Genomic DNA, 23421 nt, shown 5'->3' on the forward strand with positions numbered 1-23421 from the left:
GTGCCGTTACGCTCGCGAAGGATGGCGCCCCGGCGCAGCGGTTTGCGCCCGGCCGGCCGGGGTAACCATAGCAGCATGACGCATTTTGGTTACACCCTGATGACCGAACAGAGTGGAGCCAAAGACCTTGTCCGCCAAGCTCTTTCCGCCGAGGAGCGCGGTTTCGACTTCGAGGTGTGCAGCGACCACTTCTCCCCCTGGCTGACATCGCAGGGGCATGCGCCCAACGCCTGGGCCGTGCTGGGCGCGGTGGCGCACGCCACCGAACGGGTGGACCTCTACACGTATGTGACGTGCCCGACGATGCGCTATCACCCCGCCGTCGTGGCCCAGCAGGCCGCCACCGTGCAGATCCTGTCCGATGGCCGGTTCACGCTCGGCCTCGGCACCGGCGAGAACCTCAACGAGCACATCGTCGGCCGTGGCTGGCCCACCGTCGAGCGTCGGCAGGACATGCTGCGCGAAGCGATCAAGATCATCCGCGAGCTGTTCGGCGGTCAGCTGGTGAACTTCAGCGGCGACTACTTCCAGGTGGACTCCGCACGGTTGTGGGACGTGCCCGAGGTCCCGGTCGGCATCGCGGTGGCGATGGGTGGCGCCAAGGCCATCGACAAATTCGGCCGGCTGGCCGACCACTTCGTTGCGGTCGAGCCGGACGGGGAGCTGGTCGACGCCTGGCACGCCGCGCGGCAGGCCGGCAACCTCGCCGGCGGCGGCCGCGTCGTCGGCCAGATCCCGGTGTGCTGGGACCCCGACCGCGACACCGCGATCGAACGCGCCCATGACCAGTTCCGCTGGTTCGCCGGGGGCTGGAAGGTCAACGCCGACCTGCCGACGCCGGCGGGGTTTGCCGGCGCGACCCAGTTCGTGCGTCCCGAAGACGTCGCCGAGTCCATCCCCTGCGGCCCCGACCTCGATGCGATCGTCGAGGCCGTCCGGCCCTACTGGGACGCCGGGTTCACCGACGTGGCGCTGGTCCAGGTCGGCGGGGAATCCCAGGACCTCTTTCTCAAAGAAGCCGCCGAACCTTTGCTTGCCGCACTGCGCAGCGCAGCAAACTGATCCCACGTTTGGGCGGTATCCGCTCGGGTATCCGGCCTCAATCGCGCGTCCACCGAGTACGGGCCGGTGCGGTGCGCGAACACCGCAAGCAGCGCCGAAAACCTGTTGATTCGCAAAGCGGCTGTCCGCCAGCAACTTTGCCCGATGCGTGTTCGCCGCAAGGCAAGGAGAGCTGACAATGGGTGACCGATCCGCCAACACCACCTCGGCCTTGGTCAAGGCGCTCAGCGGCGCCAGCTTCGGACTGGGCCTGAGCGAGTTGGTGGCCCCCGGAAAAGTTGCTGCAGTGGCGGGTGTCGACGACACCGCCCGGTCGCGGCGGGTCATCCGCGCGTTGGGCGCGCGGGAATGCGGCCACGGTGCGGCGCTGCTGGCCGGTCCCGACAAGCTGGTGTGGACCCGGGTGATCGGCGATGTCTTGGACATGGGGCTGCTGGTAGCCGGGGTGGCCGCGCGCGGCCCGGGGCGACGACGGCAGGGTGCCATCTCCGCCGTGCTGCTCACCGGCATAGCGGGGCTCGACCTGTACACGGCCCTACGCACGGTCAATGGCGGCGGCCGGCACGTCAACAAGGCCCGGCACCGGACCCTGCGCGCCGCGGTGACGGTGCGGCGCCCGCCCGAGGAGGTCTACGGGTACTGGCGCGACCTGGAGAACCTGCCCAGCTTCATGCACCACCTGAAGTCGGTCACCCCCGCCACTGACGGCCAGTCGCACTGGGTCGCCCACGCCCCGGCCGGACAGTCGGTGCAGTGGGACGCGCAGATCACCGAGGAGACCCCCAACAGGCGGATCGCCTGGCAGTCGCTGCCCGGCTCGCCGATCGAGAACGGCGGCAGCGTCGAGTTCACCCCCACCGTCACCGGCGACGGCACCGAAGTCCGCGTCCGGATCGGCTACCACATCCCCGGCGGACTGTTCGGCAAGGCGGCGGCGAGCCTGTTCGGCCAATCTCCCGAGCAACAGGTCAGCGACGATCTGCGCCGATTCAAGCAGATCCTCGAGACCGGCCAGGTGCTGCTCACGGACGGGTCCCCCGAGGGCACGGCGTCGGCCCGGCAGCTGCATCAGCAGCCCGCTCAACCCAACAAAGGAGCAAGCGTATGAGGGCCACCGTCTACGCGGGCCGCAACAGCGTGCAAGTGGAGTCTGTCCCGGATCCCAAGATCCTCAACGACCGCGACGCGATCGTACGCATCACCTCGACGGCGATCTGCGGTTCGGATCTGCACCTGTACGACGGCTACATCCCCACCGTCAAGCACGGCGACGTGCTCGGGCACGAATTCATGGGCGAGGTGGTCGAGGTCGGCAAGGCGGTCAACAACCTGGCCGTCGGTGATCGGGTGGTGGTGCCGTTCCCGATCGCGTGCGGCGCGTGCAACGCCTGCCGGCGGGACCTGTACTCGCTGTGCGAGAACTCCAATCCCAACGCCGGCATCGCCGAGAAATTCATGGGTCACTCCCCGGCCGGCCTGTTCGGGTACTCGCACATGCTGGGCGGATTCGCCGGCGGTCAGGCCGAATACGCACGGGTGCCGTTCGCCGATGTCGGGCCACTCAAGATCGAGGACGACCTGACCGACGAGCAGGTCCTGTTCCTGTCGGACATCCTGCCCACCGGTTACATGGGTGCCGAGATGTGCGACATCACCCCCGGTGACGTGGTCGCCGTGTGGGGTGCGGGTCCGGTCGGCCTGTTCGCCATCATGAGCGCCTATCTGCTGGGGGCGTCGAAAGTCATTGCGATAGACCGGGTTCCGTACCGGCTCGAGCTGGCGCAGAAGATCGGCGCCACCCCCGTCAACTTCGCCGAGACGTCGGTGCTCGAGGAGCTTCGCGACATCACCGCCGGCCGGGGACCCGACCATTGCATCGACGCCACCGGCATGGAAGCACGCAGCGGATCCACCCCGGTGGACGCCTACGATCGTGTCAAGCAAGCCGCGCGCCTGGAAACCGAACGGCCGCACGCCATTCGGGAAGCGGCCATGAGTTGCCGCAACGGCGGCACGATTTCGATCGTCGGGGTGTACGGCGGCCTGATGGACAAGTTTCCCATCGGGGCGGTCATGAACCGGTCGCTCACCATCAAGACCGGCCAATGTCACGTGCACCGCTACATGCGGCCGCTGTTGGACCGGATTCGCAACGGCGACATCGACCCGACCATCATCGTCAGCCACCACCTGACCCTTGACCAGGCGCCGTACGGATACGAGATTTTCAAGAACAAAGAGGACCGCTGCACCAAAGTCATCCTCAATCCGAGCTGACCGAAAGTAAGAAAGAGGAATAGCCATGGCAAATGAATTGCAGGGCAAGAAAGTCGCGATTCTCGCCGCCGATGGCGTCGAGAAGGTAGAACTCGACCAGCCCCGTTCGGCGCTCGAGGAGGCGGGCGCCCAAGTCGAGTTGCTTTCGCTGAAGACCGGCGAAATCCAGGCCCGCAACCACGATCTGGAGCCGGCCGGAACCTTCGAAGTCGACCGGGCGGTCTCGGACGCGTCGGTCTCCGAATTCGACGGCCTGGTGCTGCCCGGCGGCACCGTCAACCCGGACAAGCTGCGGATGGACAGCTCCGCCGTGGCCTTCGTGCGCGACTTCGCCGCCTCCGGAAAGCCGGTCGCCGCGATTTGTCACGGTCCCTGGACGCTGCTGGAAGCCGGTGCGGCAAAGGGCCGCACGCTCACGTCGTATCCGTCGATCCGCACCGACCTTCGCAACGCCGGGGCCAACGTGGTGGACGAGGAGGTCGTCGTCGACGGCAATCTGATCACCAGCCGCTCACCGAAGGACCTCCCCGCGTTTTGCGCGACCATCGTGCAGCAATTCGCCCACGCGCCTGCGAGTTAGCGGAAATGGCCTTTCCGCACTCCGTTTGAACCCATCGGTTTGCGGGCATTACACAGGCCAAGCGGTGATCGCCGCGGCGATCCGTCGAAAGGCCAAAGTTGACCACAACATATCCCGGAGCGGTTGCTTCTGCTGCCTCGAACGTCTATCAGCCGCAAGATGATTCCCGATTGTTGGTGGGCGTAATGGGAGAAAGCGGACTCATTCGGGGCCGACGCGTTCTCGACTTGTGCACGGGCAGCGGATTTGTCGCGATCGCCGCCGCAGAAATGGGCGGCGCCGACGTCACGGCCTTCGACATTTGTCCGCAAGCGGTGGGCTGTTCGCGCGGTAACGCCGTCGCCGCCGGGGTGGATGTCGACGTCCGCCACGGCACATGGAGCGACGCACTGGACTGCGCGCCGTTCGACGTCGTCGTGTCCAACCCGCCGTACGTGCCGGCACCGCCGCACGACGACACGGCGGCGATCCCGGTGAGCGCGGGGCCGTCGTGGGCGTGGAACGCCGGTCCGGACGGGCGGATGGTGCTGGACTCGCTGTGCGAAGCGGCGCCGAAGTTGTTGTGCGACGGCGGAACCCTGCTCTTGGTGCATTCGGCCCTGGCCGGTGTCCAGCAATCGCTGGACTCGCTGAAGTGGGCCGGCATGGACGCGAAAGTCGTTGCGTCGAAATGGATACCGTTCGGCCCGGTGATGACGGCGCGGGCGGCCTGGCTCGAGAGCGTCGGGTTGATATCGCCCGGCCGCCGGGAAGAGGAGCTGATCGTGATCCGGGCGGACAAGCGGTGACCGGCACCCGGGTACAGGTGGTTGCGGGCGGACCGGTGCTGGTGGCCGGTCCGGTGCGCATCGAGATGCCCGACGGGGAGGTCGTCGAATCCGACCGGTTTATGGTGGCTATCTGCACCTGCCGGCGCAGCGACAACTATCCGTTGTGCGACACCAGCCATCGTCGATGCCGGAATCTGTCCCGGCGGACGGCTAGTCCAGCGGCCCCCGCAACGACGTCCGACCCTGCTGCCACGACGCCATAACGGCGTCGGCCAACCGGTTTTCGACGGCGGCGTGCGCGCGGATCCCGAACACGATGTCGCGATCGAGCTGGGGCTCCCGGGCGACGAGATCCCCGACGACATCGATGCGCACCACGTGTTCGTGCACCGCGTCGGCCTCGACATGCTCGGCGTAGAACTCCACGCACGCCGACGGTGCCCCCATCCGCTGCAGGGCCTGCACCATCCGCCGGGACCCCGGCGGCGAGGTGATCTCGGTTGACGCGAAGTGCCCGATCGCGGCGCCACGCAACTCGCGGTGCAGCCCGAAGAGCGACATCAGGTTCACCGCGGCCAGCGCCTCGGCGGTGACAACGTCCGCGTAGGCCAGGTACGTCGTGTCGAGGCCGGCGGCCGCCATCAGGTCGGCGAAAAGCTGCTGGTGCACCCGGGGGCCGCGCCCGGCGCCGTATTCGTCGAATTCGATTGCCACGAAAGCCGCTTTGGCGACACCCATCAGTCGCGGGATGGCCCACGCGTGGGGATCGCCCTCTTTGAGGTGATACACCGACCGGTGCACGAAGTATTCGCGCATCTGCTGCCAGGTTCCGGTGTCACGCAAGTAGTACGACGGGCCGGTGCCGTCGGCCGGTTCGACGGAGATGGCGTCCATTTCGGTGGCCGCCGTCCGGTCGTCCGCGATGGGTCCGACGTCGCGGCGCACACCGGCCAAGAAGACGCGTTCCAGTTCGGCGCGCAGGGCCAGCAGCGCCGGATTCCACTCCCAGCCCGGATCCACCCCCGCGAAGCCGCGGTAGTGCAGCTCGTAGCACATGCACAGTGCCAGCTGCAGGTCCAGGCCGTAGGGATCCGAATCGCGCACCGACGCGCCGATGCGCGTCAGGTGGTCATGCGACGGCGGCCCAGCCAGGGCGCGACGAACCGCGGTCGATAACGGCCCGTGTGCCGCCGGCAGGGCGGGTTCGGTCGTGATTGATGCGCGGGTCACGCCCACGACTACCCGCAATCCAGGGGCCACAAACGGTGCGGCGCCACCCCTAGCCGGCCTCGGCCGGCAGGCGAAAGGTGAGGTCGACGGCCGTTCCGTCGGGGCCGTGATCCAGCTCCAGCGTGCTGCTGAGCGCCCTCATCAGCAGCAGGCCCCGCCCACCGTTGCCGGGGTTGACGGCCGGTTCCTTCCAGGAGCCCTGGTCGGTGACCCGGGCGCGGATCTCGCCCGCCGCGAGTTCGACATCGAGCGACATCGCGCCGGGCGGGTGCCCGGAGTATGCGTGTTCGACGCAATTGGTGCAGGCCTCGTTGGTGACCAACACGATGTCGGCGGCCAGTTCGTCCGGCAGGCCCGCGGCGCGCAGCCAGTCGGCCAACCTGTGCCGGATGCCGGCCAGTTGGTCTGCCCGGGCCTCACTTTCGATACGAAGCGGGGACTGCTGGTATCGGTAGATCACCATGGCCACGTCGTCGTCATACCCCGAAGCGGGGGCCAACTCACGCAACACCGCATCGGCGACGGAATCCAACGGCAACGTCGTCGTCTTCGCCAGCACCGCCGCCGCCCGATTGATCCCGTCGTCGATGGACTCGTGCTTGCGCTCGACCAGCCCGTCGGTGAACAGCATCAGGGTCGACCCGGGCGGCAGCACCCGGCTGGCCTGCGGGCGGGGCTCCGAGCGACGAACCGCGAGGGGCACCGAGGCGGCGTCGCTCAGCATCGTCGCCGTGCCGGGCTCCGAGCCGACGAGCACGGCGGGCATGTGACCGGCGTTGCTGTACTGCAGGACCCCTGATTCGGTGTCCAGGATCGCCAGGAAGACGGTGGTGCAGTACGCATTCGGGATGAGCGACGCCGCCGAGTCGAGCTGCTCGAGCAACAGCGCGGGCTCGGCCCCGTTGATCAACAGCGCCCGCGCCGAGCTGCGGAGCTGCCCCATGACCGCCGCCGCCGGGAGGCCACGGCCCACGCAGTCACCCACGACGATGCCGATGCGGTGATCGCCGATCGGCAGCACGTCATACCAGTCGCCGCCGATTTCCAGCGGCGGGACGGCGGGCTCGTAGCGCACGGCGAATCCGGGCGGCGGTTCCATGGTCGGCAGCAGGGCGCGCTGCAACGTCAGCGACGTCTCGCGGGCGCTCTCGAACTGGCGGACGTGTTGCATGGCCAGGCTGAGGTGACCGATGAGGACCGTGATCAGCAGCCGGTCTTCGGCGCTGACCCAGCGCGGTGAGCGCAGCTCCAGCCAGAGGGCCACGTCGCCTGCCCCCGAGAGCACCGCCACCAACCCCTGTGCCTTGCCGGGGTTGTCGGGCCGCTCGATCGTCTTGGCGGTCAGCGGCAGCTGGTGACGCGCGTCCTCGAAGGTGTGACGCAGCCACGGATCCAGGCTGCGCCAAGAGGTCTCGGACGGTTCGCCGGCGACCTGGACGGTGGGTTCTCCCCCGGCGGCCGGCCAGGAGATCGCGATCACCCGTTGCACGTCGATCGCCGCGGTGCACTCGGCGAGCGTGATGGACAGCAGCTCGTCCACGCTCTTGGCCACCGCCACCGCCGTCGCCAGACGCAGGACCGCGCTTTCCCGCGCGGCGAAGGCCCGCTCGGCGGTGATGTCCCGGATCGTCCCCACGAAGACGTCTTGGTCGCTGCCGCTGCCCTGAACCGCGTTGATGCTCACCGTCACCCAGACCAGATGCCCGTCGTGGTGGCGGATCGGCGTCTCGTACGCAGTGCTGCCGATGCTGCGCACGAGCGCCTGCTGTTGGGTGGCGCCCTGTTGGTCGACCAACCACGGGTGCGGCCACCGGTACGGCAGGTCCTCGGCGGGATAGCCGAGGATCTCGATGAGGGCGTTGTTCATCTCGACCACGGAGCCTTCGTGGTCGGCGACGAAGAAGCCCTCCTGCAACGAATTGACCAGCGCGGTGCGGAATTTGTCGCGGTCGGCCAGCCCCTCGGCGCGGGCGCGCTCGCGCGCGTAGCGCCTGGTGCCGTCCAGGAAGCCGCGAGTGGCGATGTCGAGCGGCACCAGCATCTGCAGCAGGAACTCCAGCGCGATCGGTGCGTCGATCTGGATGTCCTTGGCCAGCTCGAGAATCAGCTCGACGTGGCGCTCGATGATGGCCAGCAGGCTGACCTCTTCCTGCAACGCCCGGCGCCCGAGCTCATACGCGACCGCCAGGCTGTCCTCGTCGCGCGCCTTCATATACGTGCGCAACGCCGAGGCGTACTGGGCGTGGAAGTCGTGGTCGCTCATGTCGAGGCTCCCCGGTGCCGGGCGGTCAGCACCATGGCGTCGTCGGTTTCCTTCGCGTCCTTGCCGAGGAGCTCCTCCGCGATGGCGACGGCGGGCGCGGCGAAGTCGATGTGGTCCAGGTAGTCTTCGGTGATTCCGTCGGTGCTCATCACGAGCAGGTCACCCGGACGCATCGAAATCACCTGCGCGGGCCTGATTTCCGGTATGCGGTAGCCGACGATGCCCGCGGACAGCCGCGCACTGGATCTCACCTGGACGCCCGTGGGGGACTTGGCCACCAGGTCGGCGGTGACATTGCCGACGCCCGTCCACGTCAGCGTGTTGGCCGCGAAGTCGACCCGTGCCAGGGTCATCGCGACGCCTCGGGTCCCAGCGAGCACCCGGTGACAGAGCTGGATCAAGACCTCGATCCGCTCACCGCTGGAGCGTTTGACCGCGTCGACGGCCCGCAGCGCCGCTGTCGCGGCCTCCGGACCGTGGCCGAGGCCGTCGACCACGCCGAACAGGGCGGCATCGCCGCCGACGTCGACCGCGATGCCCCGATCCCCGGAGATGAACTCACTGGGCAGGGGACGACCCGCCCGCGCCCACTCGATCGGCCCGAAGCGGCCGTTCTCACGCATGGGGCGGAACCCATTTCCACATCTCGACGACCGTCCCCCGGCCGAGCGCGGATTCCACGAACAACTTGTCCATCAGCCGCCGCGAGCCGGGCAGGCCCATGCCGAGTCCGCGCCCGGTCGAATACCCGTCCTCCATCGCCCGCTCGATGTCGGCGATGCCCGGTCCCTGATCCTCCGCGCGCACCACCAGGGCTTTGCGGCCCTCCCGGTCGGCGACGAAGACCCGGACCACGCCGCGACCGGCGTAGCTGGTGATGTTTCGCGCGATCTCGGAGATCGCCGTGGCGATCATCGTGACGTCGGTGAGCGAGAATCCCAGGTCGAGTGCGAGTTGATGTCCGGCTTTGCGGGCTTCGACGATGTCGTCAGGATTGTCGATGTCGACGACGATGTCAGTCTCCACCGTCGCGCCCGATCGCCGGTTTCCGCTGCGCCAGTTGGCGATTCAGCAGGGCCAGGCCCTCTTCGAGGTCCAGCGCGGTATTCATGTCGTCGAACGCCAAGCCCAGCTGAACCATCGCGAAGGCCACCTCGGGCTGCAGGCCGACGATCACCGTGTCCGCGCCGCGCAGCCGCGTCATGTGTGCGATGGTCCGCAGCGACCGGGCCGCGAAGGAGTCCATCACGTCGATGGCGGTGACGTCGACGATGATGCCCTGCGCGCGGAACCGGCTGACCCGCTCCATGAGGTCGTAGCGCAGCCGCTCGGCGTCGGAGTCGCTGAGCGCGGCCTGCACCGAGGCGATGAGGATCGCACCCTGTTTCAGGATCGGTACCGGCATGGGGCGCTCGTGTTCCTCTTTCTATCCGGTCTGCTCGCCGGTGCGGGTGACCTCATAGCCCAGCAGCCGCTCGGCTTCCTCGATGCCGCCCTGCAGGTCGCCGACGGCGTTCATCTTCGACAGGTCCAGGCCGATCGTCACCAGCGTCAGGGCGATCTCGGAGGACAGGCCGGTGATGATGACGCTGGCGCCCATCAACCCCGACGCATCGACCGTCTGCACGAGGTGGTTGGCCACCGTGGAGTCGATGGTCGGCACACCGGTGATGTCGATGACCACCACCTTCGCGCGGTTGGCGCGGATGGCTCTCAGCAGCTGTTCGGTGACCTGGCGGGCGCGCTGGGAATCGAGCACACCGATGATCGGCAGAATCAGCAGCTGTTCACGCACCTGCAGCACCGGCGTGGACAGCTCGCGAATCGCCTCCTGCTGCTGGCGGATGATGCGCTCGCGCTCCTGCACGAAGCTGACCGCCACGGTGTTGGCGATGCGGTTGGCCGCCGGTTCGTACGCGTCCAGAACCCGGTTGAGCATCTCGAATTCCGTCTGGTACTTCTCGAACAACGAACGCGCTAGCACGTCGCGCAGCAGCAGCACGATGCCGACGACCTCGTCGGTTTCCACGCCCCGCGGAATGATGCGCTCGGACAGGTCGCGCGCGTACGCCTGCAGCGCCTCGACGCTACCGGTCTCGAGCACCTCCACGTAGTTGTCGTAGACGGCCGTCGCCTCGGAGAACAGCTCCTCCGGCGTCATCGCGGTGAGCAGTTCGGCCTCGGTGATCCGGCGCGCCCACTCCTCGCGCAGGACGGTGCGGTTCTGCCGCAGGTGTTGGACGAGCTGGGGTAACAGGCCCTCGCTGGAAATACCGACTGCCTGCACGGTGGCGCCCGCGCCGCTGAACTCCGCCGGCGAATCTGACATGTGGCCTCCCAGGTGCCGGTCCGCGCCCCGCCGTGTGCAGGCTCGATTTTGCGAGACTAGCCTGGGTTGCCGCGGGGCAGGTGTTGAGGGCATATTCTTCTCGCAGTCCGCAACGCAGGCTAGGCTTGCACCACACCCTGAAGCCCAGGACAAAGGATTGCCATTGTCAGCTCCTGATTCGATTACCACGTTGGTTGAGGACCACGATGGGGTGTCGGTGGTCAGTGTCAGCGGCGAAATCGATTTGGTCACGGCTCCGGCCCTGGAACAGGCCATCGGCACGGTGGTTGCGGAGAACCCGGCGGCGTTGGTGATCGATCTTTCCGCGGTGGAGTTTCTCGGCTCGGTGGGGCTGAAGATCCTGGCGGCGACCTACGAGAAGCTGGGCACGGCGACTGGGTTCGGTGTGGTCGCACGCGGTCCGGCGACCAGGAGGCCCATCCATTTGACCGGCCTGGACAAGACCTTCCCGCTGTACCCGACGCTGGACGACGCGCTGACCGCGGTGCGCGACGACAACATCGACCGCTAGGCGCGTCGCGCGGCCGGGATGGTCTGCGCGCAAAGGGATTTGGGTAAAATCGCCGAATCGGCGCTGCCGCCTGCGGCAGGTGCGATGATCAGCGCTATGGACGTCGACAATCCGCAAGGCGACCAGCGGTGGGACAGTCGCGAGCGTGGCGAAACCGAAATCCAACGGCTGGACCGCAATTGGAACAGCCTGCTGCAGGAGCTGCGCGTGGTGCAGACCGGTGTGCAGCTGCTCACCGGTTTCCTGTTGACGCTGCCGTTTCAACAGCGGTTCGACGTCCTTGGCCCGCCTATGCGCAACGCTTATCTCGCGACGGTCGGCTGTTCGGTGGGGGCAACGGTGCTGTTGATCGCCCCGGTCGGCATGCATCGGCTGTTGTTCCGCCGCCATCGTCTGCAGGTGCTGGTGTCCGCCGCGCACCGCTGCGCGTACGCCGGGCTGGCGCTGCTGGGCCTGGCGCTGACCGGGGTGACCGTCGTCGTCTTCACCGCGGTGGCCGGCAGCAGCCCGGGGATCATCGCCGGCGCGTGTGCGCTGACGCTGTTCACCTTGTTCTGGTGGCTACTGCCGCTGCTGCTCCGCACCCGCGGCATGTAGCGCGAGTTCGGCGATGCGGGTCGAGTCCAGGTGCTCGAGCAGGTCCTGCGGATCGGCGAAGATCGGTGACGCGCCTGCCGCCCGCAACTCCTCGCGGGCGATTCCGCCGCTGAGCAGGCCGATGCACGGCAATCCGGCGCCCGCCGCGGCGTGCGCGTCCCAGACCGCGTCCCCGATGAACACGGCATGGCCGGCGTCGACCCCCGCCCGGTCCAGCGCGACCTGCACGATGCCGGGTTCGGGTTTGGCGGTGTCGACGTCGCGCGACGACGTCGTTGCGGAGATCACGTCCTCGCAGTCGAGGACCTTGCGCAATATCTCCAGTTCGTCGTCGGGTGCCGAGGTGGCCAGCACGACCTGCAGGCCGAGGCCGGCTACCCGGCGCAGCAGCGCCCGGGCGCCGGGCAGCGGCGCGAGCAGCGGGGTGCATTCCCGGTAGTAGCGGCTGTGCCCGTCGCTGAGCCGGTCCTGGGCCTCGTCCGGGGCGTCCCGGGACAGCGTGCGCACCAGCGTGGAACCGTCCATGCCGATGCAGCGGTGGATCTGCCAGGCGGCCACGGGTAGACCCTCGGCGTCGAAGGCGCGCTGCCAAGCGTAGACGTGCAGATAGTTGGAGTCGACCAGGCTTCCGTCGACGTCGAAGAGAACGGCGGGTTTCATCTGCGCGGCATACCCAGGCCGGAGCCGACTGACACCGGCGTCCGGAGTCGTTTGGGTTGGGGGGCGACGGGTAATCGGCGTGGGTGAGCGGTTGCGGCTCCTTTGCCGCGGGATGGCCGGCTCGGCCGGCGGCCCGAGCGGCGCACCGCAGTACCACACGAATCGCGTTGGTGTGCAATCTTTCTCACGAGGAGTGCAGGTGAATTACCACAACGGCGACCCGGTCGATCACCATCGGACCGCCCGTCGGCACGCCGGCGAAACCCTCACCTACGACGCGAACGCGCCCGGTTTGGCCGCCTCGGCCGTCGCGGTGGTTGCCCTTGTCGTCGGCTTGTTCGCCTTGGCGACCGGTCATTTGGCCGCGGGCGTGGCGGCGGTGTTCCTGTCCGCCGTGCTCGGCGCGGCGAGCGCGCTGTGGCTGCTGCGCGCGCATCGCAGGGTGCGCGACGCCGAACTTGCCTGGCACGCTGCGCATTCCGACGAGCCCGCCCCTCCGCCGAGCAGTTGACCGGTGTGAGCTAACGAACACCGGCCGGCACGCTGCGCCCGGATCGGGCGTTTATTTGTTGCCATGACCGGGTAAAAGCGGATCATGGTCGCGCCCTTCTCGTTGCCAGCAGCAAACTACCCGGTCGGGTACGCGCGGGATTTCGCGCTGCTCGGCCTCGCCGCCGTGGCGGTCTGGGCGGTCAGCTTGGCGATCGGCCTGGTCGAGCTGTTGATCGGCCACGAGGGAATCGCCATCGCGGCGCTGATCGTCTCCGTCGTGGCGCCGTGGCTGGGCCTGGCGCTGGCCCATTACCCCGCGGTGGCCCGGCGCATGCGGCGGCTCAAGGTCCGTCGGCGCAACTTTTTGCAGCCGGTCGGTGTAACGCGCGCCTGAACGGGGTACGTCCTGCGCCACGGGTGAGTACAGGAAAGTGCGTCAGCCCGGGTTCATCAGCAGGAAGGAACTGCCATGCCGACCGCCAGCGACTATGACGCACGCCGCGCCCCCGACTCCGACACCCAGGACAAGTCCGCCATCCGCGAATTGGCGCCGACCTTGCACGGATCCGCCACCGCGGTGGTCGACGAGGACCCCAACGATGTGCACTTCTTCGAGCTGCCCGGCGCCGATCTGTCCGGCGAGGAGCTGTCGGTGACCGTGATTCCCCAACGCTCGGACGAATTCACGTGCTCGAGCTGTTTCCTGGTGCAACACCGCAGCCGGTTGCGCCGCTCGAACGCGGGCCTTTCGATCTGCGCCGACTGCGCCTGACATCGGCACTTCCGCTGGGGAAGTGTTTGCCGCACAACCGATTCAGGCCTGCGCCCATTCGCGGTCGCACACGGCGCACCGCCGGGTGACCATCGCCCAGGCCGGTTCGTCCGCGGCCGGCTCGCGGATCAGGTGGGCCGATGTGTCGCCGCAGCCGGGGCACGCGCAGATGGCGCGGTAAGGCTCCACGGGCTGGCCCGCCATCAGCTGTAGGTTCTCCGCGCGGGAGAACGGCACGATCACCAACTGCTCGGGGCGCGGGGCCGGGTGCGGTTTGTCGAACCACAACAGGCCACAGGTCACCGTCGCCACCGCGGTGAAGATGGCCAGGATCATCGTCGGGATGTCCCACGGCCAGTTCGGCGGGAGGGGCGTCACCACCAGGATGACCAGCACCGCAGAGATGAGGGCGCCGATGATGGTACCCGCTTTGGCGAACCGGTAGCCGCCGACGTTGAGCGCTTCCCACGCCCGGATCTCCTGCTGCCGCTGCGCGATCTCGGCCAGGGTCGGGTGTCCACGGCCGCCGCTGCCCGCCGCGCGATCAGCAAATACCGTGATCTGTTGGCCGGGCCCGCGCGGGTGGCCCTGCCCGGGCGACGGGCTTACCAGCGCCATGCGGGCAGAGCTTAACGGCAAACCCGCGACGCCGCAGTGTCAGACGCCGGTGCCGGCCGGCATGCCAGCTAACACCATTGAGTCGGGGTGGCGGGATTTGAACCCACGGCCTCTTCGTCCCGAACGAAGCGCGCTACCAAGCTGCGCCACACCCCGCTTGAAGCTCCGACAGCCTATCGCACCGGCCCAGCGGCTGGCCAAATCGCGGCGTGGCGGGTCACGGCCACCGGCAGGAGCGCTCGAACTCCCCCAACGCCTCGGCGGGGCCACTCGGGTCGAGCCCCTGCGCGCTGACCCACTCGTCGTTGAAGTAGGTGTCGGTGTAGCGGTCGCCGCTGTCGGCGAGCAGTGTGACCACCGAACCGCTGCGGCCCTCGGCGACCATCTCGGCGAGCAGCCCGAACGCGCCCCACACGTTGGTGCCCGTCGAGGGCCCCACCCGGCGCCCCAGGACGGCGCTGACGTGGCGGGCGGCGGCGACGGACGCCGCGTCGGGGACCAAGACCATCCGGTCGACCACGTCGGCCAGAAACGACGGCTCGACCCGTGGCCGGCCGATGCCCTCGATGCGAGAGGACCCGGACACCACGACGTCGCATCGGCCCTCGGCGTAGGCGGGAAAGAACGCGGAGTTCTCCGGGTCCACGACGCACAACCGGGTGGCGTGCCGCCGGTAGCGGATGTAGCGGCCGATCGTCGCGCTGGTGCCGCCGGTGCCCGCACCGACCACGATCCACTCCGGAACCGGATGGCTCTCCTCGGCCATCTGGTCGAAGATCGACTCGGCGATGTTGTTGTTGCCCCGCCAATCGGTGGCGCGTTCGGCGTTGGTGAACTGGTCCAGGTAATGGCCGCCGGTGTCGCGGGCGACCCGCTCGGCCTCGGCGTACACCTCGGAAGAGTCGTGCACGAAATGGCAACGGCCGCCTTGGGCTTCGATCAGCGCCACCTTGGACGCGCTGGTGGACGCCGGCATCACGGCCACGAACGGCAGGCCCAGCAGGGCGGCGAAGTAGGCCTCCGACACCGCGGTGGAGCCCGACGAGGCCTCAACCACGGTGGTGCCCTCGTTGACCCACCCGTTGCAGAGCGCATACAGGAATAACGACCGCGCCAGCCGGTGCTTGAGGCTGCCGGTGATGTGCGTGGTCTCGTCCTTGAGGTACAGCGCCACATCGACATCGCGGCCGACACCGCGGCGATCCTGGCCCCATGCCGACGGCAGCGGGTAGCGCAACAGGTGGGTGTCGGCGCTGCGGCGGGCGTCGGCGTGAATCAGCCGGACCGCATCGTCCGTCCAACTCCGCGAGCGGCTGCGGACCGCGATCCGGGTCCGCTGGCTCAACGCACCGAAACTGTTGGCTGCGAACGGCTAAGGTCGCTGGCCGAGTCGCGTCCGCCCATCGGGGTGGCGATCAACGTCAGCAGCGTGGCCTCGGGCCGGCAGCAGAAGCGGACCGGCGCGAACGGCGAGGTGCCGATCCCGGCGGAGACGTGCAGCTGCATGTGCGCCCCCCAGCGGGACGGGCCCTTGGCGCGCGACCGGTCCAGGCCGCAGTTGGTGACCAGGGCGCCGTAGAGCGGCAGGCAGACCTGGCCGCCGTGGGTGTGTCCGGCCATCACCAGCTGGTAGCCGTCGGCGGCGAAGCGGTCCAGCACCCGCGGCTCCGGGGAATGAGTCAGCCCGAGCCGCAGGTTTGCGGCCGGGCTGGCCGGGCCCGCGATCGTGTCGTAGCGGTCCCGGTCGATGTGCGGGTCGTCGACGCCGGCGGCGGCGACGTGCAGGCCGGCCACCTCGAACTCGCGCCGCGTGTGGGTCAGGTCGAGCCAGCCGCGCTCGGTGAAGGCCGCCCGCAGGTCCTGCCAGGGCAGCGGCTCACCGTGGACCCGGTGCGACGGGTTGGTCAGGTAGTTCAGCGGATTCTTCAGGCGCGGCCCGAAGTAGTCGTTGCTGCCGAAGACGAAGACACCCGGCCGCGACAGCAAGTCCCCGAGGGCCTGCACCACCGCGGGCACCGCCTTGGGGTGCGCCAGGTTGTCGCCGGTGTTGACCACCAGGTCGGGTTCCCAGTTGCTCAGCTCGCGCAGCCATGCCTGTTTGCGGCGCTGGTCGGGCAGCATGTGCAGATCGCTGATGTGCAGCACCCGCAGCGGCGTGGAGCCCGGCGTCAGGACGGGCATGGTTATCTCGCGCAGGACGAAGGCGTTGCGCTCGACGACGGCGGCATAACCGATGCCGACGGCGGCAGAACCGAGCGCGGCGGCACCGGCGCGTATCAGCGTGGGCAGAACATCAGCCATGCTGGCAGCCTACTGCCGGTTGCGCTTTGGCAACGTATAGCTTGCGCGGCGAGCGTGAAATGGCGGCCTGTGCCGGTCTACGGCGGCGGCTGCCCCGGTGCCGGCGGAGGCGGCGGCGCCAGCAGCGGAATCGTGATCGGGGGCAGCCCCGGGATCTCCACCACCTGCGACCCGACCGGCGGTGGCGCGCCCTCCGGCGGCGGCGGGGGAGCCGGCGGGATGCCGTTGCTGACCTGGATGGTGATGATCGACCCGGGAATCGTCGCACCGCTCGGTGTCGTTCCGACCACCTCGCCCTGCTTGGCGGTGCTGTTGACGAAGTTGCTCTGGTCGGCGACCTGGAAGCCCGCCTCCTTGAGGCGCGAGCGCGCCGCGTCGATGTCCAGGCCGGCGACGCTGGGCACCCGTGAGCCGGGCGACCCGTCGACGTACCGCGGATCGGTGGGCGGCAACTGCACCGGCCCGAAGTTGGTGGCGATCGGCTTCATCGCCGTGAACCAGGTGCGGGCCGGCTCGTTACCGCCGTATAGGTCGCCCTCGGCGCAATGGCGCAGCGGCGACGAGCACAGGTCCGTCGGCGTCGTGGAGTCGTCGTAGATGTAGTTGGCCGCCGCGTAGTGGTTGGTGAACCCGACGAAGCCGGAGGAGCGGTGCGCCTCGGTGGTGCCCGTCTTGCCGGACACCGGCAGGGTCCAGCCCGCGGCGCCGGCCGACCCGGATGCCGTCCCGCCGCCGACGGCGTCCTTGCTCATCGCGTTGGCCAGGGTGTTCGCCAGGCCCTCGGGCACCACCTGATCGCAGGTCTCGGTGGTCACCGCGACCTCGTTGCCGTGCCGGTCGATCAGCTTGTCGATCGGATTCGGTGGGCACCAGGTGCCGCCGGAGGCCAGCGTGGCCGCGACGTTGGACAGCTCCAGCGCGTTGACCTCGATGGGGCCCAGGGTGAACGACCCGATGTTCTGCCGTTTAACGAAGTCGGCCAGGCTTTCGTTGCTGTCGGGGTTGTAGTCGCGGGCGGTGCCGGGGTCGGCATAGGACCGCAGGCCGAGCTTGATCGCCATGTCCACCGTGCGGGTCACCCCGACCTGCTGGATCAGCTTGGCGAACGCGGTGTTGGGCGAGGTGGCCAGCGCCTCGGTCACGTTCATCGACCCGCGGTAGTTGCCGGCGTTGACCACGCACCAGGTGTCCTTGGGGCAGCCCTTGGCGCCGCCGCTACCCATGCCCTTGGCCTGGAAGCGCGCCGGCACGTCGAGCGTCGCGTTGGTGCCCATGCCCATATCGAGGGCGGCGGCCGTGGTGAAGATCTTGAAGACCGACCCCGCGCCGTCGCCGACCAACGAAAAGGGCTGTGGCCGCATGGTTTCGCCCGCGTCGAGGTTCAGGCCGTAGGTCCGGTTACTGGCCATCGCCATCACCTTGTGCGACGTCTTCCCGGGCTGGATCACGCTCATCACGCTGGAGATGCCCGGCAGCGTCGGGCTGGCGAACTGGTCGATGGCCGATTTGACCGGGATCTGCACGTCGGGGTCCAGCGTGGTGCGGATCAGGTAGCCGCCGCGGGCCACCTGGTCTTTGCTGATGCCGGCGCGGGACAGGTACTCCTGGACGTAGTCGCAGAAGAACGCGCGGTCGCCGGCCGCGATGCAGCCGCGCGGCAGTTCGTTGGGCTGCGGCAGCACGCCCAGCGGGGTGGCCTTGGCGGCGCGCAGCGCGTCGGCTTCCTGCGGGATGTTCTCGATCATGGTGTCCAGCACCAGGTTTCGCCGGGCCAGCGCGCCCTCGGGGTTGGTGTACGGGTTGAGCGCGCTGGTCGACTGCACCATGCCCGCCAGCAGCGCCGCCTGCTGCCAGTTGAGGTCGGATGCGTTGATGCCGAAGTAGGTCTGGGCCGCGTCCTGCACGCCGAACGAACCGTTGCCGAAGGACACCAGGTTCAGGTAGCGGGTCAGGATCTCGGGCTTGGTGAAGGTCTTGTCCAGGGTGAGCGCCATCCGGATCTCGCGCAGCTTGCGCGCCGGGGTGGTCTCCACGGCGGCGCGCTTCTCGGCGTCGGTCTTGGCCGTCACCAGCAACTGGTAGTTCTTGATGTACTGCTGCTCGATGGTCGAACCGCCCCGCGTGTCGACGTCACCGCGCGCGTAGCCCGCCAACCCGGTCAGCGTGCCCTTCCAGTCCACCCCGTTGTGGTCGGCGAACCGCTTGTCCTCGATGGACACGATCGCCAGCTTCATCGTGTTGGCGATCTTGTCGCCGGGCACCTCGAACCGGCGCTGGGAGTACAGCCAGGCGATGGTGTTGCCCTTCGCGTCGACCATCGTCGACACCGCGGGTATCTCGCCCTCGAGGAGTTGGGCCGAGCCGTTGGCGACGACTTCGGAGGCGCGGTTGGACATCAGTCCCAGTCCGCCCGCGAACGGAAACATCAGGGCCGTGGCGACGACACCGGCCAGCAAGCAGTACCCCGCAAGCTTGAGGATGGTGAGGAAGGCCGGGGGGCGGTCTGACATGGCTACTACAGTAGCGGCCCCCAGTCACGCCGCCACGCTGCGAGTTCGCCCCCTTTTACCCCCGGCATCGACCAGTGCTTTACGCGCGGCGCCGCGATAAAATTGTCGCCTGCGTCAGAGGGAGTCCTCCGCCGACGTGTGCAAGATCACTTCGTCGCCTATGGTTCTGGGCGAGACGGCACGCCCGTCCCAAAAAAAGCGTTATCGGACTGTTGCGCAATTGGCAGCTGACCACCTAACTTAGACACACGGTGAGATTCAGGTAACACCGATGTACACAGTGTGGCGTAGATCGCAGGTAAGGATCTGCACCTGAGGAGGGCGGTCGCGAGAGCGGCCGGTAGGGAAGGGACCAGCTCGTGTCAGGAACACGGCCTGCGGCGCGTAGGACAAACATTGCGGCCGCTCAAGGGGTACTCCGCAGCGTTGATGCCGAAGAACGGATCGCCTGGGTTTCCAAAGCACTGTGCCGGACCACGGACCCCGACGAGCTCTTCGTGCGGGGAGCCGCCCAACGCAAAGCCGCCGTCATCTGCCGGCACTGCCCGGTCATGCAGGAGTGCGGCGCGGACGCGCTGGACAACAAAGTCGAGTTCGGCGTCTGGGGCGGCATGACCGAACGTCAGCGTCGCGCCCTGCTCAAGCAGCACCCCGAGGTCGTGTCCTGGGCGGACTTCTTCGACAAGAGGAGAACCCGCAGCGTCGGCTGAGCCACGGGTTCGACCGGGTTTGTCAGCGGACCGCGGCGTCGCCGGTGGAAGTGATCTGATCGGCCAGCGCGCGCAGCGCTTCCAGGTCCGACACGTCGAACGGCAGCGAGGGCACCCCGACCACCGCCACGTGCGGATTGGCCCCGGTGAAGCGCGACAGCAACCTGATCTCCCGCTTGGCGGTCTGCGCGCGATCGGCATGAATCCTCAGCACGGCCGCGGCCAACGACGCCGCCTCGGAATGCGGTTCGGCCTCCAGGGTTTCGGATCCGTCGATGGCCCGCTCGGCGGGTAACGAACACAACGTCGGGTGGGTGCGGTTCAAGACCAGCCCGGCGAGCGGCATGCCCTCCTGGGACAACCGGTCGACGAAGAAGGAGGCCTCGCGCAGCGCGTCGGGTTCGGCCGCCGACACCACGACGAACTGGGTGCCGCGCCGCTTCAGCAGCGCGTAGGTGCGGTCGGCCTTCTCCCGGAATCCGCCGAAGGTGGCGTCCAGCGACTGCACGAACGCGGCCGCATCGCTCAACATCTGCGAGCCGAGCACGGTGGAGATCGCCTTCATCGCCAAACCCATTGCGCCCGTAACCAATCGGCCGATGCCCCGGCCGGGCGCCAGCAGGAGCCGCCACAGCCGGCTGTCCATGAAGCTGCCCAGTCGTTTCGGCGCGTCCAGGAAGTCCAGCGCGTTGCGCGAGGGCGGCGTGTCCACCACCACCAGGTCCCAGCGGTCCTCGGCCAGCAGTTGACCGAGCTTCTCCATCGCCATGTATTCCTGCGTGCCGGCGAGCGAGCTGGCGACGGTCTGATAGAACTGGTTGTCCAGAATCGCTTGCGCCCGGCCGTTTCCGGAGTACTGGAGCACCATCTCGTCGAACGTGCGGCGCATGTCGAGCATCATCGCGTGCAGCTCGCCGGGCACCTCGGGCGCCAGGGGCACCCGCTGGGGGGTGTTGCCCAGGTCGTTGACTCCCAGCGCCTGCGCCAGCCGCTTGGCCGGGTCGATCGTCAATACGCAGACGTTGCGGCCGTATTCGGCCGCGCGCAATGCCATGGCGGCCGCGGTGGTGGTCTTGCCCACCCCGCCGGCGCCGCAGCACACCACCACCCGGTTGGTCGTGTCGGCCAGGATGGCCGCCATGTCAAGCCTATTCGGTGCGGTAATCATCGAACCCCCTGCTGGGCAAGCGATTCCGAAAGCTCGTAGAGGCTTCCCAGGTCGACGCCGTCGGAGATCGCGGGCAATTCCAGCCGCGGCACCTGCAGCGCATCCAGCTGCTGTGCGATCTCGGCGCGCGCGGCGATCACGGTCGCATGCTCGATGGTCTCGGTCAGCAGCCCGGCGAAGTCGGCGTCGTCGAGCTTGATCCCGGCCATCTCCAATCCCGCCCGCAGTGAGTCGGCGTCGACGTGGCCTTCGGCGGCCTTGGCCAGGTCGGCGGGCTGCAGGTGGCACGGGATGTTGCGATTGACGATCACGCTGCCGATCGGCAGCTCCATCTCGGCGAGTTCCTCGATGGCTTCCAGCGTCTCCTGCACCGGCAACGCCTCCAGCAGGGTGACCAGGTGGATGGCGGTCTGCTCGGAGTGCAACAACTTGACCACTCCTTCGGCCTGCCCGTGCACCGGGCCGCCCTTGGCCAGATCCGACACGGCCTTGGTGACGTCCAGGAAGCGGGCGATCCGCCCCGTCGGTGGGGCGTCGACGACCACCGCGTCGTAGACCGGGAGCCGGTTCTTATCGACGCGCACCACCGATTCCTTGATCTTTCCGGTGAGCAGCACGTCACGCAGGCCGGGCGCGATCGTCGTCGCAAACTCGATCGCGCCGATGCGGCGCATCGCCCGCCCGGCGATGCCGAGGTTGTAGAACATGTCCAGGTATTCCAGGAACGCCGCCTCGATATCGATCGCCAGGGCGTTGACCTGACCGCCGCGCTCGGCGGTGGCGATCTTGACTTCCTGGTAGGGCAGCGGCGGAACGTCGAAGAGCTGCGCAATGCCTTGGCGCCCTTCGACTTCCACGAGGAGCACCTTGCGGCCTCCGGCTGCCAGGGTCAGCGCCAGTGCGGCCGCGATCGTCGACTTGCCCGTCCCGCCTTTGCCGGTGACGAAATGCAGGCGGGCTTTCGACAGCCGCGCCGGCCAGCCGACGGCGCTGCCGCCGCTCGATGTGTTTGCCACCTTCGCATGCTAGCCCGGCCGGCGCCCGGGCCACGGGCAGGTCAGAGCCGTTCACATCCGACCGATAAGCTCGCGCCATGAGCCAACCGACCGCCTGGGAATACGTCACCGTCCCGCTGCTGACGCACGCCACCAAACAGATTCTCGACCAGTGGGGTGCCGACGGCTGGGAACTGGTGTCCGTACTGCCCGGCCCCACCGGTGAGCAACACGTCGCGTATCTGAAGCGCCCCAAGTAGATGACCGCGTCGGCCCGGCTCGCGCGACTCGGCGTCGCGCTTCCCGAGGTGGTGGCGCCGCTGGCCGCCTACGTGCCCGCGGTGCGCACGGGTGACCTGGTCTACACCGCGGGCCAGCTTCCGATGCAGGGCGGGCAGCTGGCCGGCACCGGCAAGGTCGGGGCGCAGGTCAGCCCGGAAGAGGGCAAGGCGATGGCGCGGATCTGCGCGCTCAATGCCCTGGCGGCCGTCGATTCGCTGGTGGGCATCGACGCGGTGACCCGGGTGGTCAAGGTCGTCGGCTTCGTCGCCTCCGCCCCGGGTTTCAACGGCCAGCCCGCCGTCATCAACGGGGCTTCCGAGCTGCTGGCCGAGGTCTTCGGCGATGACGGCGCACACGCGCGGTCGGCGGTCGGCGTGTCCGAGCTGCCGCTGGATGCGCCGGTGGAGGTCGAGCTGATCGTGGAGGTCGGCTCACGACCGTGACCGCCGCACCCGAGTCGTTGAGCCATCCCGCCTACGGCAGGCTGCGGGCGGTCACCGACACCGCCTCGGTCCTGTTGGCCGACAACCCCGGGCTGCTGACGCTCGAGGGCACCAACACCTGGGTGTTGCGCGGCAAGGGCAGCGACGAGATGGTCGTCGTCGATCCCGGTCCCGACGACGACGAACACATCGCCCGGGTCGCCGGACTGGGCCGCATCGCGCTGGTGCTGATCAGTCACCGGCACGGCGATCACACCGACGGCATCGACAAGCTGGTCGAGCGCACCGGGGCGACGGTGCGCTCGGCGGGCAGCGGCTTCCTGCGCGGCCTCGGCGGCCACCTCGCCGACGGGGAGGTGATCGACGCGGCCGGCCTGAAGATCAAGGTGATGGCCACCCCCGGCCATACCGCCGACTCGTTCTCGTTCCTGCTCGACGACGCCGTGCTCACCGCCGACAGCGTGCTGGGCCGCGGCACCACCGTCATAGACAAGGAAGACGGCAGCCTGGCCGACTACCTCGAGTCGCTGCGCCGGCTGCGCGGCCTGGGGCGCCGGACGGTGCTGCCCGGTCACGGGCCGGAGCTGGCCGACCTGGAGGCTGTCGCCTCGGGCTACCTGACCCACCGCCACGAGCGCCTGGAACAGGTACGCGCGGCGCTGCGGGACATCGGCGAGGAAGCCACCGCGCGCCAGGTCGTCGAACACGTCTATGTAGACGTCGACGAGAAACTCTGGGACGCCGCCGAATGGTCCGTTCAGGCGCAGCTGGACTATTTGCAGCGCTGAACTCTCGTCGAAATCGACGCTATCGCGGAAAAGTTCGAGAGG

28 protein-coding genes and 1 tRNA gene are annotated in these 23421 nt (G+C 68.4%); 15 read left to right on the plus strand and 14 right to left on the minus strand.

Going from position 1 to position 23421, the window contains the following annotated elements:
* Positions 1–75: 75 nt before the first annotated feature.
* From A5692_RS24810 to A5692_RS29290, 6 genes are all read left to right on the plus strand, one after another.
* Complete coding sequence (locus A5692_RS24810; RefSeq protein WP_068061331.1) at positions 76–1062, plus strand: LLM class F420-dependent oxidoreductase; 987 nt, start codon at positions 76–78, stop codon at positions 1060–1062.
* Between the two features lie 178 nt (positions 1063–1240).
* The gene (locus A5692_RS24815) at positions 1241–2170 is read left to right on the plus strand and encodes an SRPBCC family protein (protein ID WP_068061334.1); all 930 of its coding nucleotides are present in this window, start codon (positions 1241–1243) and stop codon (positions 2168–2170) included.
* A complete protein-coding gene (locus tag A5692_RS24820) occupies positions 2167–3339 on the plus strand; it encodes a zinc-dependent alcohol dehydrogenase (protein ID WP_068061338.1) in 1173 nt (390 codons plus the stop codon). Before A5692_RS24815 ends, A5692_RS24820 begins: the two co-directional genes overlap by 4 nt.
* 25 nt (positions 3340–3364) lie before the next feature.
* Complete coding sequence (locus A5692_RS24825; protein WP_068061341.1) at positions 3365–3919, plus strand: type 1 glutamine amidotransferase domain-containing protein; 555 nt, start codon at positions 3365–3367, stop codon at positions 3917–3919.
* A gap of 98 nt (positions 3920–4017) precedes the next feature.
* Complete coding sequence (locus tag A5692_RS24830; RefSeq protein ID WP_068061344.1) at positions 4018–4707, plus strand: HemK2/MTQ2 family protein methyltransferase; 690 nt, start codon at positions 4018–4020, stop codon at positions 4705–4707.
* Between the two features lie 35 nt (positions 4708–4742).
* Positions 4743–4952 (plus strand): CDGSH iron-sulfur domain-containing protein, encoded by a 210-nt coding sequence (locus tag A5692_RS29290; protein WP_082963064.1) that lies wholly within the window; start codon positions 4743–4745, stop codon positions 4950–4952.
* Here A5692_RS29290 and A5692_RS24835 read toward each other — a convergent pair.
* From A5692_RS24835 to A5692_RS24860, 6 genes are read right to left on the minus strand one after another with little or no spacing between them, the layout of a single operon-like run.
* The gene (locus tag A5692_RS24835) at positions 4900–5919 is read right to left on the minus strand and encodes an iron-containing redox enzyme family protein (protein ID WP_068061558.1); all 1020 of its coding nucleotides are present in this window, start codon (positions 5917–5919) and stop codon (positions 4900–4902) included. The genes A5692_RS29290 and A5692_RS24835 overlap by 53 nt on opposite strands.
* 49 nt (positions 5920–5968) lie before the next feature.
* Positions 5969–8182, minus strand: coding sequence for a SpoIIE family protein phosphatase (locus A5692_RS24840; RefSeq protein WP_068061348.1), 2214 nt, complete (start codon positions 8180–8182; stop codon positions 5969–5971).
* On the minus strand, positions 8179–8805 hold the full coding sequence (locus tag A5692_RS24845; RefSeq protein WP_068061351.1) for a SpoIIE family protein phosphatase: 627 nt from the start codon (positions 8803–8805) through the stop codon (positions 8179–8181). Before A5692_RS24845 ends, A5692_RS24840 begins: the two co-directional genes overlap by 4 nt.
* Entirely contained in the window at positions 8798–9208 is a 411-nt protein-coding gene (locus tag A5692_RS24850; protein ID WP_068061354.1) for an anti-sigma regulatory factor, read from the minus strand. The genes A5692_RS24845 and A5692_RS24850 overlap by 8 nt, the downstream gene beginning before the upstream one ends.
* Positions 9198–9587, minus strand: a complete 390-nt coding sequence (locus tag A5692_RS24855; protein ID WP_068061358.1) for an STAS domain-containing protein — start codon at positions 9585–9587, stop codon at positions 9198–9200. Before A5692_RS24855 ends, A5692_RS24850 begins: the two co-directional genes overlap by 11 nt.
* Before the next feature lie 21 nt (positions 9588–9608).
* Positions 9609–10511 (minus strand): STAS domain-containing protein, encoded by a 903-nt coding sequence (locus A5692_RS24860; RefSeq protein ID WP_068061362.1) that lies wholly within the window; start codon positions 10509–10511, stop codon positions 9609–9611.
* A 163-nt stretch (positions 10512–10674) separates the two neighbouring features.
* Here A5692_RS24860 and A5692_RS24865 point away from each other — a divergent pair, with 163 nt between their 5' ends.
* Together A5692_RS24865 and A5692_RS24870 are read left to right on the plus strand one after the other, a co-directional pair.
* Entirely contained in the window at positions 10675–11043 is a 369-nt protein-coding gene (locus A5692_RS24865) for an STAS domain-containing protein (protein ID WP_231984450.1), read from the plus strand.
* Between the two features lie 96 nt (positions 11044–11139).
* Positions 11140–11640, plus strand: a complete 501-nt coding sequence (locus A5692_RS24870) for a DUF6328 family protein (protein ID WP_068061561.1) — start codon at positions 11140–11142, stop codon at positions 11638–11640.
* On the opposite strand, the gene A5692_RS24875 is transcribed toward A5692_RS24870, so the two are convergent.
* The gene (locus tag A5692_RS24875) at positions 11605–12300 is read right to left on the minus strand and encodes an HAD family hydrolase (RefSeq protein WP_068061368.1); all 696 of its coding nucleotides are present in this window, start codon (positions 12298–12300) and stop codon (positions 11605–11607) included. The genes A5692_RS24870 and A5692_RS24875 overlap by 36 nt on opposite strands.
* A 199-nt stretch (positions 12301–12499) precedes the next feature.
* Between A5692_RS24875 and A5692_RS24880 the strand changes: the two genes are divergently transcribed.
* The 3 genes from A5692_RS24880 (at position 12500) to A5692_RS24890 (ending at position 13564) form a co-directional block, all read left to right on the plus strand.
* Entirely contained in the window at positions 12500–12811 is a 312-nt protein-coding gene (locus A5692_RS24880) for a hypothetical protein (protein ID WP_231984451.1), read from the plus strand.
* 84 nt (positions 12812–12895) lie between these two features.
* Positions 12896–13186, plus strand: coding sequence for a hypothetical protein (locus A5692_RS24885; RefSeq protein WP_068061372.1), 291 nt, complete (start codon positions 12896–12898; stop codon positions 13184–13186).
* Between the two features lie 75 nt (positions 13187–13261).
* Entirely contained in the window at positions 13262–13564 is a 303-nt protein-coding gene (locus tag A5692_RS24890) for a DUF4193 domain-containing protein (RefSeq protein ID WP_068061374.1), read from the plus strand.
* 42 nt (positions 13565–13606) lie between these two features.
* Here the strand turns inward: A5692_RS24890 and A5692_RS24895 are convergent, their stop codons facing one another.
* The 5 genes from A5692_RS24895 to ponA2 form a co-directional block, all read right to left on the minus strand.
* The gene (locus A5692_RS24895; RefSeq protein ID WP_068061376.1) at positions 13607–14182 is read right to left on the minus strand and encodes a hypothetical protein; all 576 of its coding nucleotides are present in this window, start codon (positions 14180–14182) and stop codon (positions 13607–13609) included.
* An 82-nt stretch (positions 14183–14264) separates the two neighbouring features.
* Positions 14265–14338 (minus strand) — tRNA-Pro (locus tag A5692_RS24900).
* Between the two features lie 61 nt (positions 14339–14399).
* Positions 14400–15527 (minus strand): PLP-dependent cysteine synthase family protein, encoded by a 1128-nt coding sequence (locus A5692_RS24905; RefSeq protein ID WP_068061378.1) that lies wholly within the window; start codon positions 15525–15527, stop codon positions 14400–14402.
* Positions 15524–16483 carry a metallophosphoesterase gene (locus A5692_RS24910; RefSeq protein ID WP_068061381.1) on the minus strand — a complete coding sequence of 320 codons (960 nt, stop codon included), beginning with the start codon at positions 16481–16483 and terminating at the stop codon, positions 15524–15526. The genes A5692_RS24905 and A5692_RS24910 overlap by 4 nt, the downstream gene beginning before the upstream one ends.
* A gap of 77 nt (positions 16484–16560) precedes the next feature.
* Positions 16561–18993: a transglycosylase/D,D-transpeptidase PonA2 gene (ponA2, locus tag A5692_RS24915; protein ID WP_068061384.1), complete on the minus strand. Its 2433-nt coding sequence runs from the start codon at positions 18991–18993 to the stop codon at positions 16561–16563.
* 359 nt (positions 18994–19352) lie between these two features.
* Here ponA2 and A5692_RS24920 point away from each other — a divergent pair, with 359 nt between their 5' ends.
* Complete coding sequence (locus A5692_RS24920; protein ID WP_065443482.1) at positions 19353–19703, plus strand: WhiB family transcriptional regulator; 351 nt, start codon at positions 19353–19355, stop codon at positions 19701–19703.
* A 22-nt stretch (positions 19704–19725) separates the two neighbouring features.
* On the opposite strand, the gene A5692_RS24925 is transcribed toward A5692_RS24920, so the two are convergent.
* Both A5692_RS24925 and A5692_RS24930 read right to left on the minus strand, forming a co-directional pair.
* Entirely contained in the window at positions 19726–20871 is a 1146-nt protein-coding gene (locus A5692_RS24925) for an ArsA family ATPase (protein WP_068061387.1), read from the minus strand.
* Complete coding sequence (locus A5692_RS24930; protein ID WP_068061393.1) at positions 20868–21887, minus strand: ArsA-related P-loop ATPase; 1020 nt, start codon at positions 21885–21887, stop codon at positions 20868–20870. The genes A5692_RS24925 and A5692_RS24930 overlap by 4 nt, the downstream gene beginning before the upstream one ends.
* Positions 21888–21964: 77 nt before the next feature.
* On the opposite strand from A5692_RS24930, the gene A5692_RS29295 reads away from it, so the two are divergent.
* The 3 genes from A5692_RS29295 to A5692_RS24940 are packed head-to-tail and all read left to right on the plus strand — an operon-like array spanning position 21965 to position 23379.
* Entirely contained in the window at positions 21965–22126 is a 162-nt protein-coding gene (locus A5692_RS29295) for a DUF4177 domain-containing protein (RefSeq protein ID WP_007166633.1), read from the plus strand.
* A complete protein-coding gene (locus tag A5692_RS24935; RefSeq protein ID WP_068061396.1) occupies positions 22127–22591 on the plus strand; it encodes a RidA family protein in 465 nt (154 codons plus the stop codon). It abuts the gene before it with no gap.
* Complete coding sequence (locus tag A5692_RS24940; RefSeq protein WP_068061399.1) at positions 22588–23379, plus strand: MBL fold metallo-hydrolase; 792 nt, start codon at positions 22588–22590, stop codon at positions 23377–23379. Before A5692_RS24935 ends, A5692_RS24940 begins: the two co-directional genes overlap by 4 nt.
* Positions 23380–23421: the final 42 nt, after the last annotated feature.

It is taken from the genome of Mycobacterium sp. E342 (genome assembly GCF_001667665.1).
In the GTDB taxonomy this organism is placed as follows: domain Bacteria; phylum Actinomycetota; class Actinomycetes; order Mycobacteriales; family Mycobacteriaceae; genus Mycobacterium.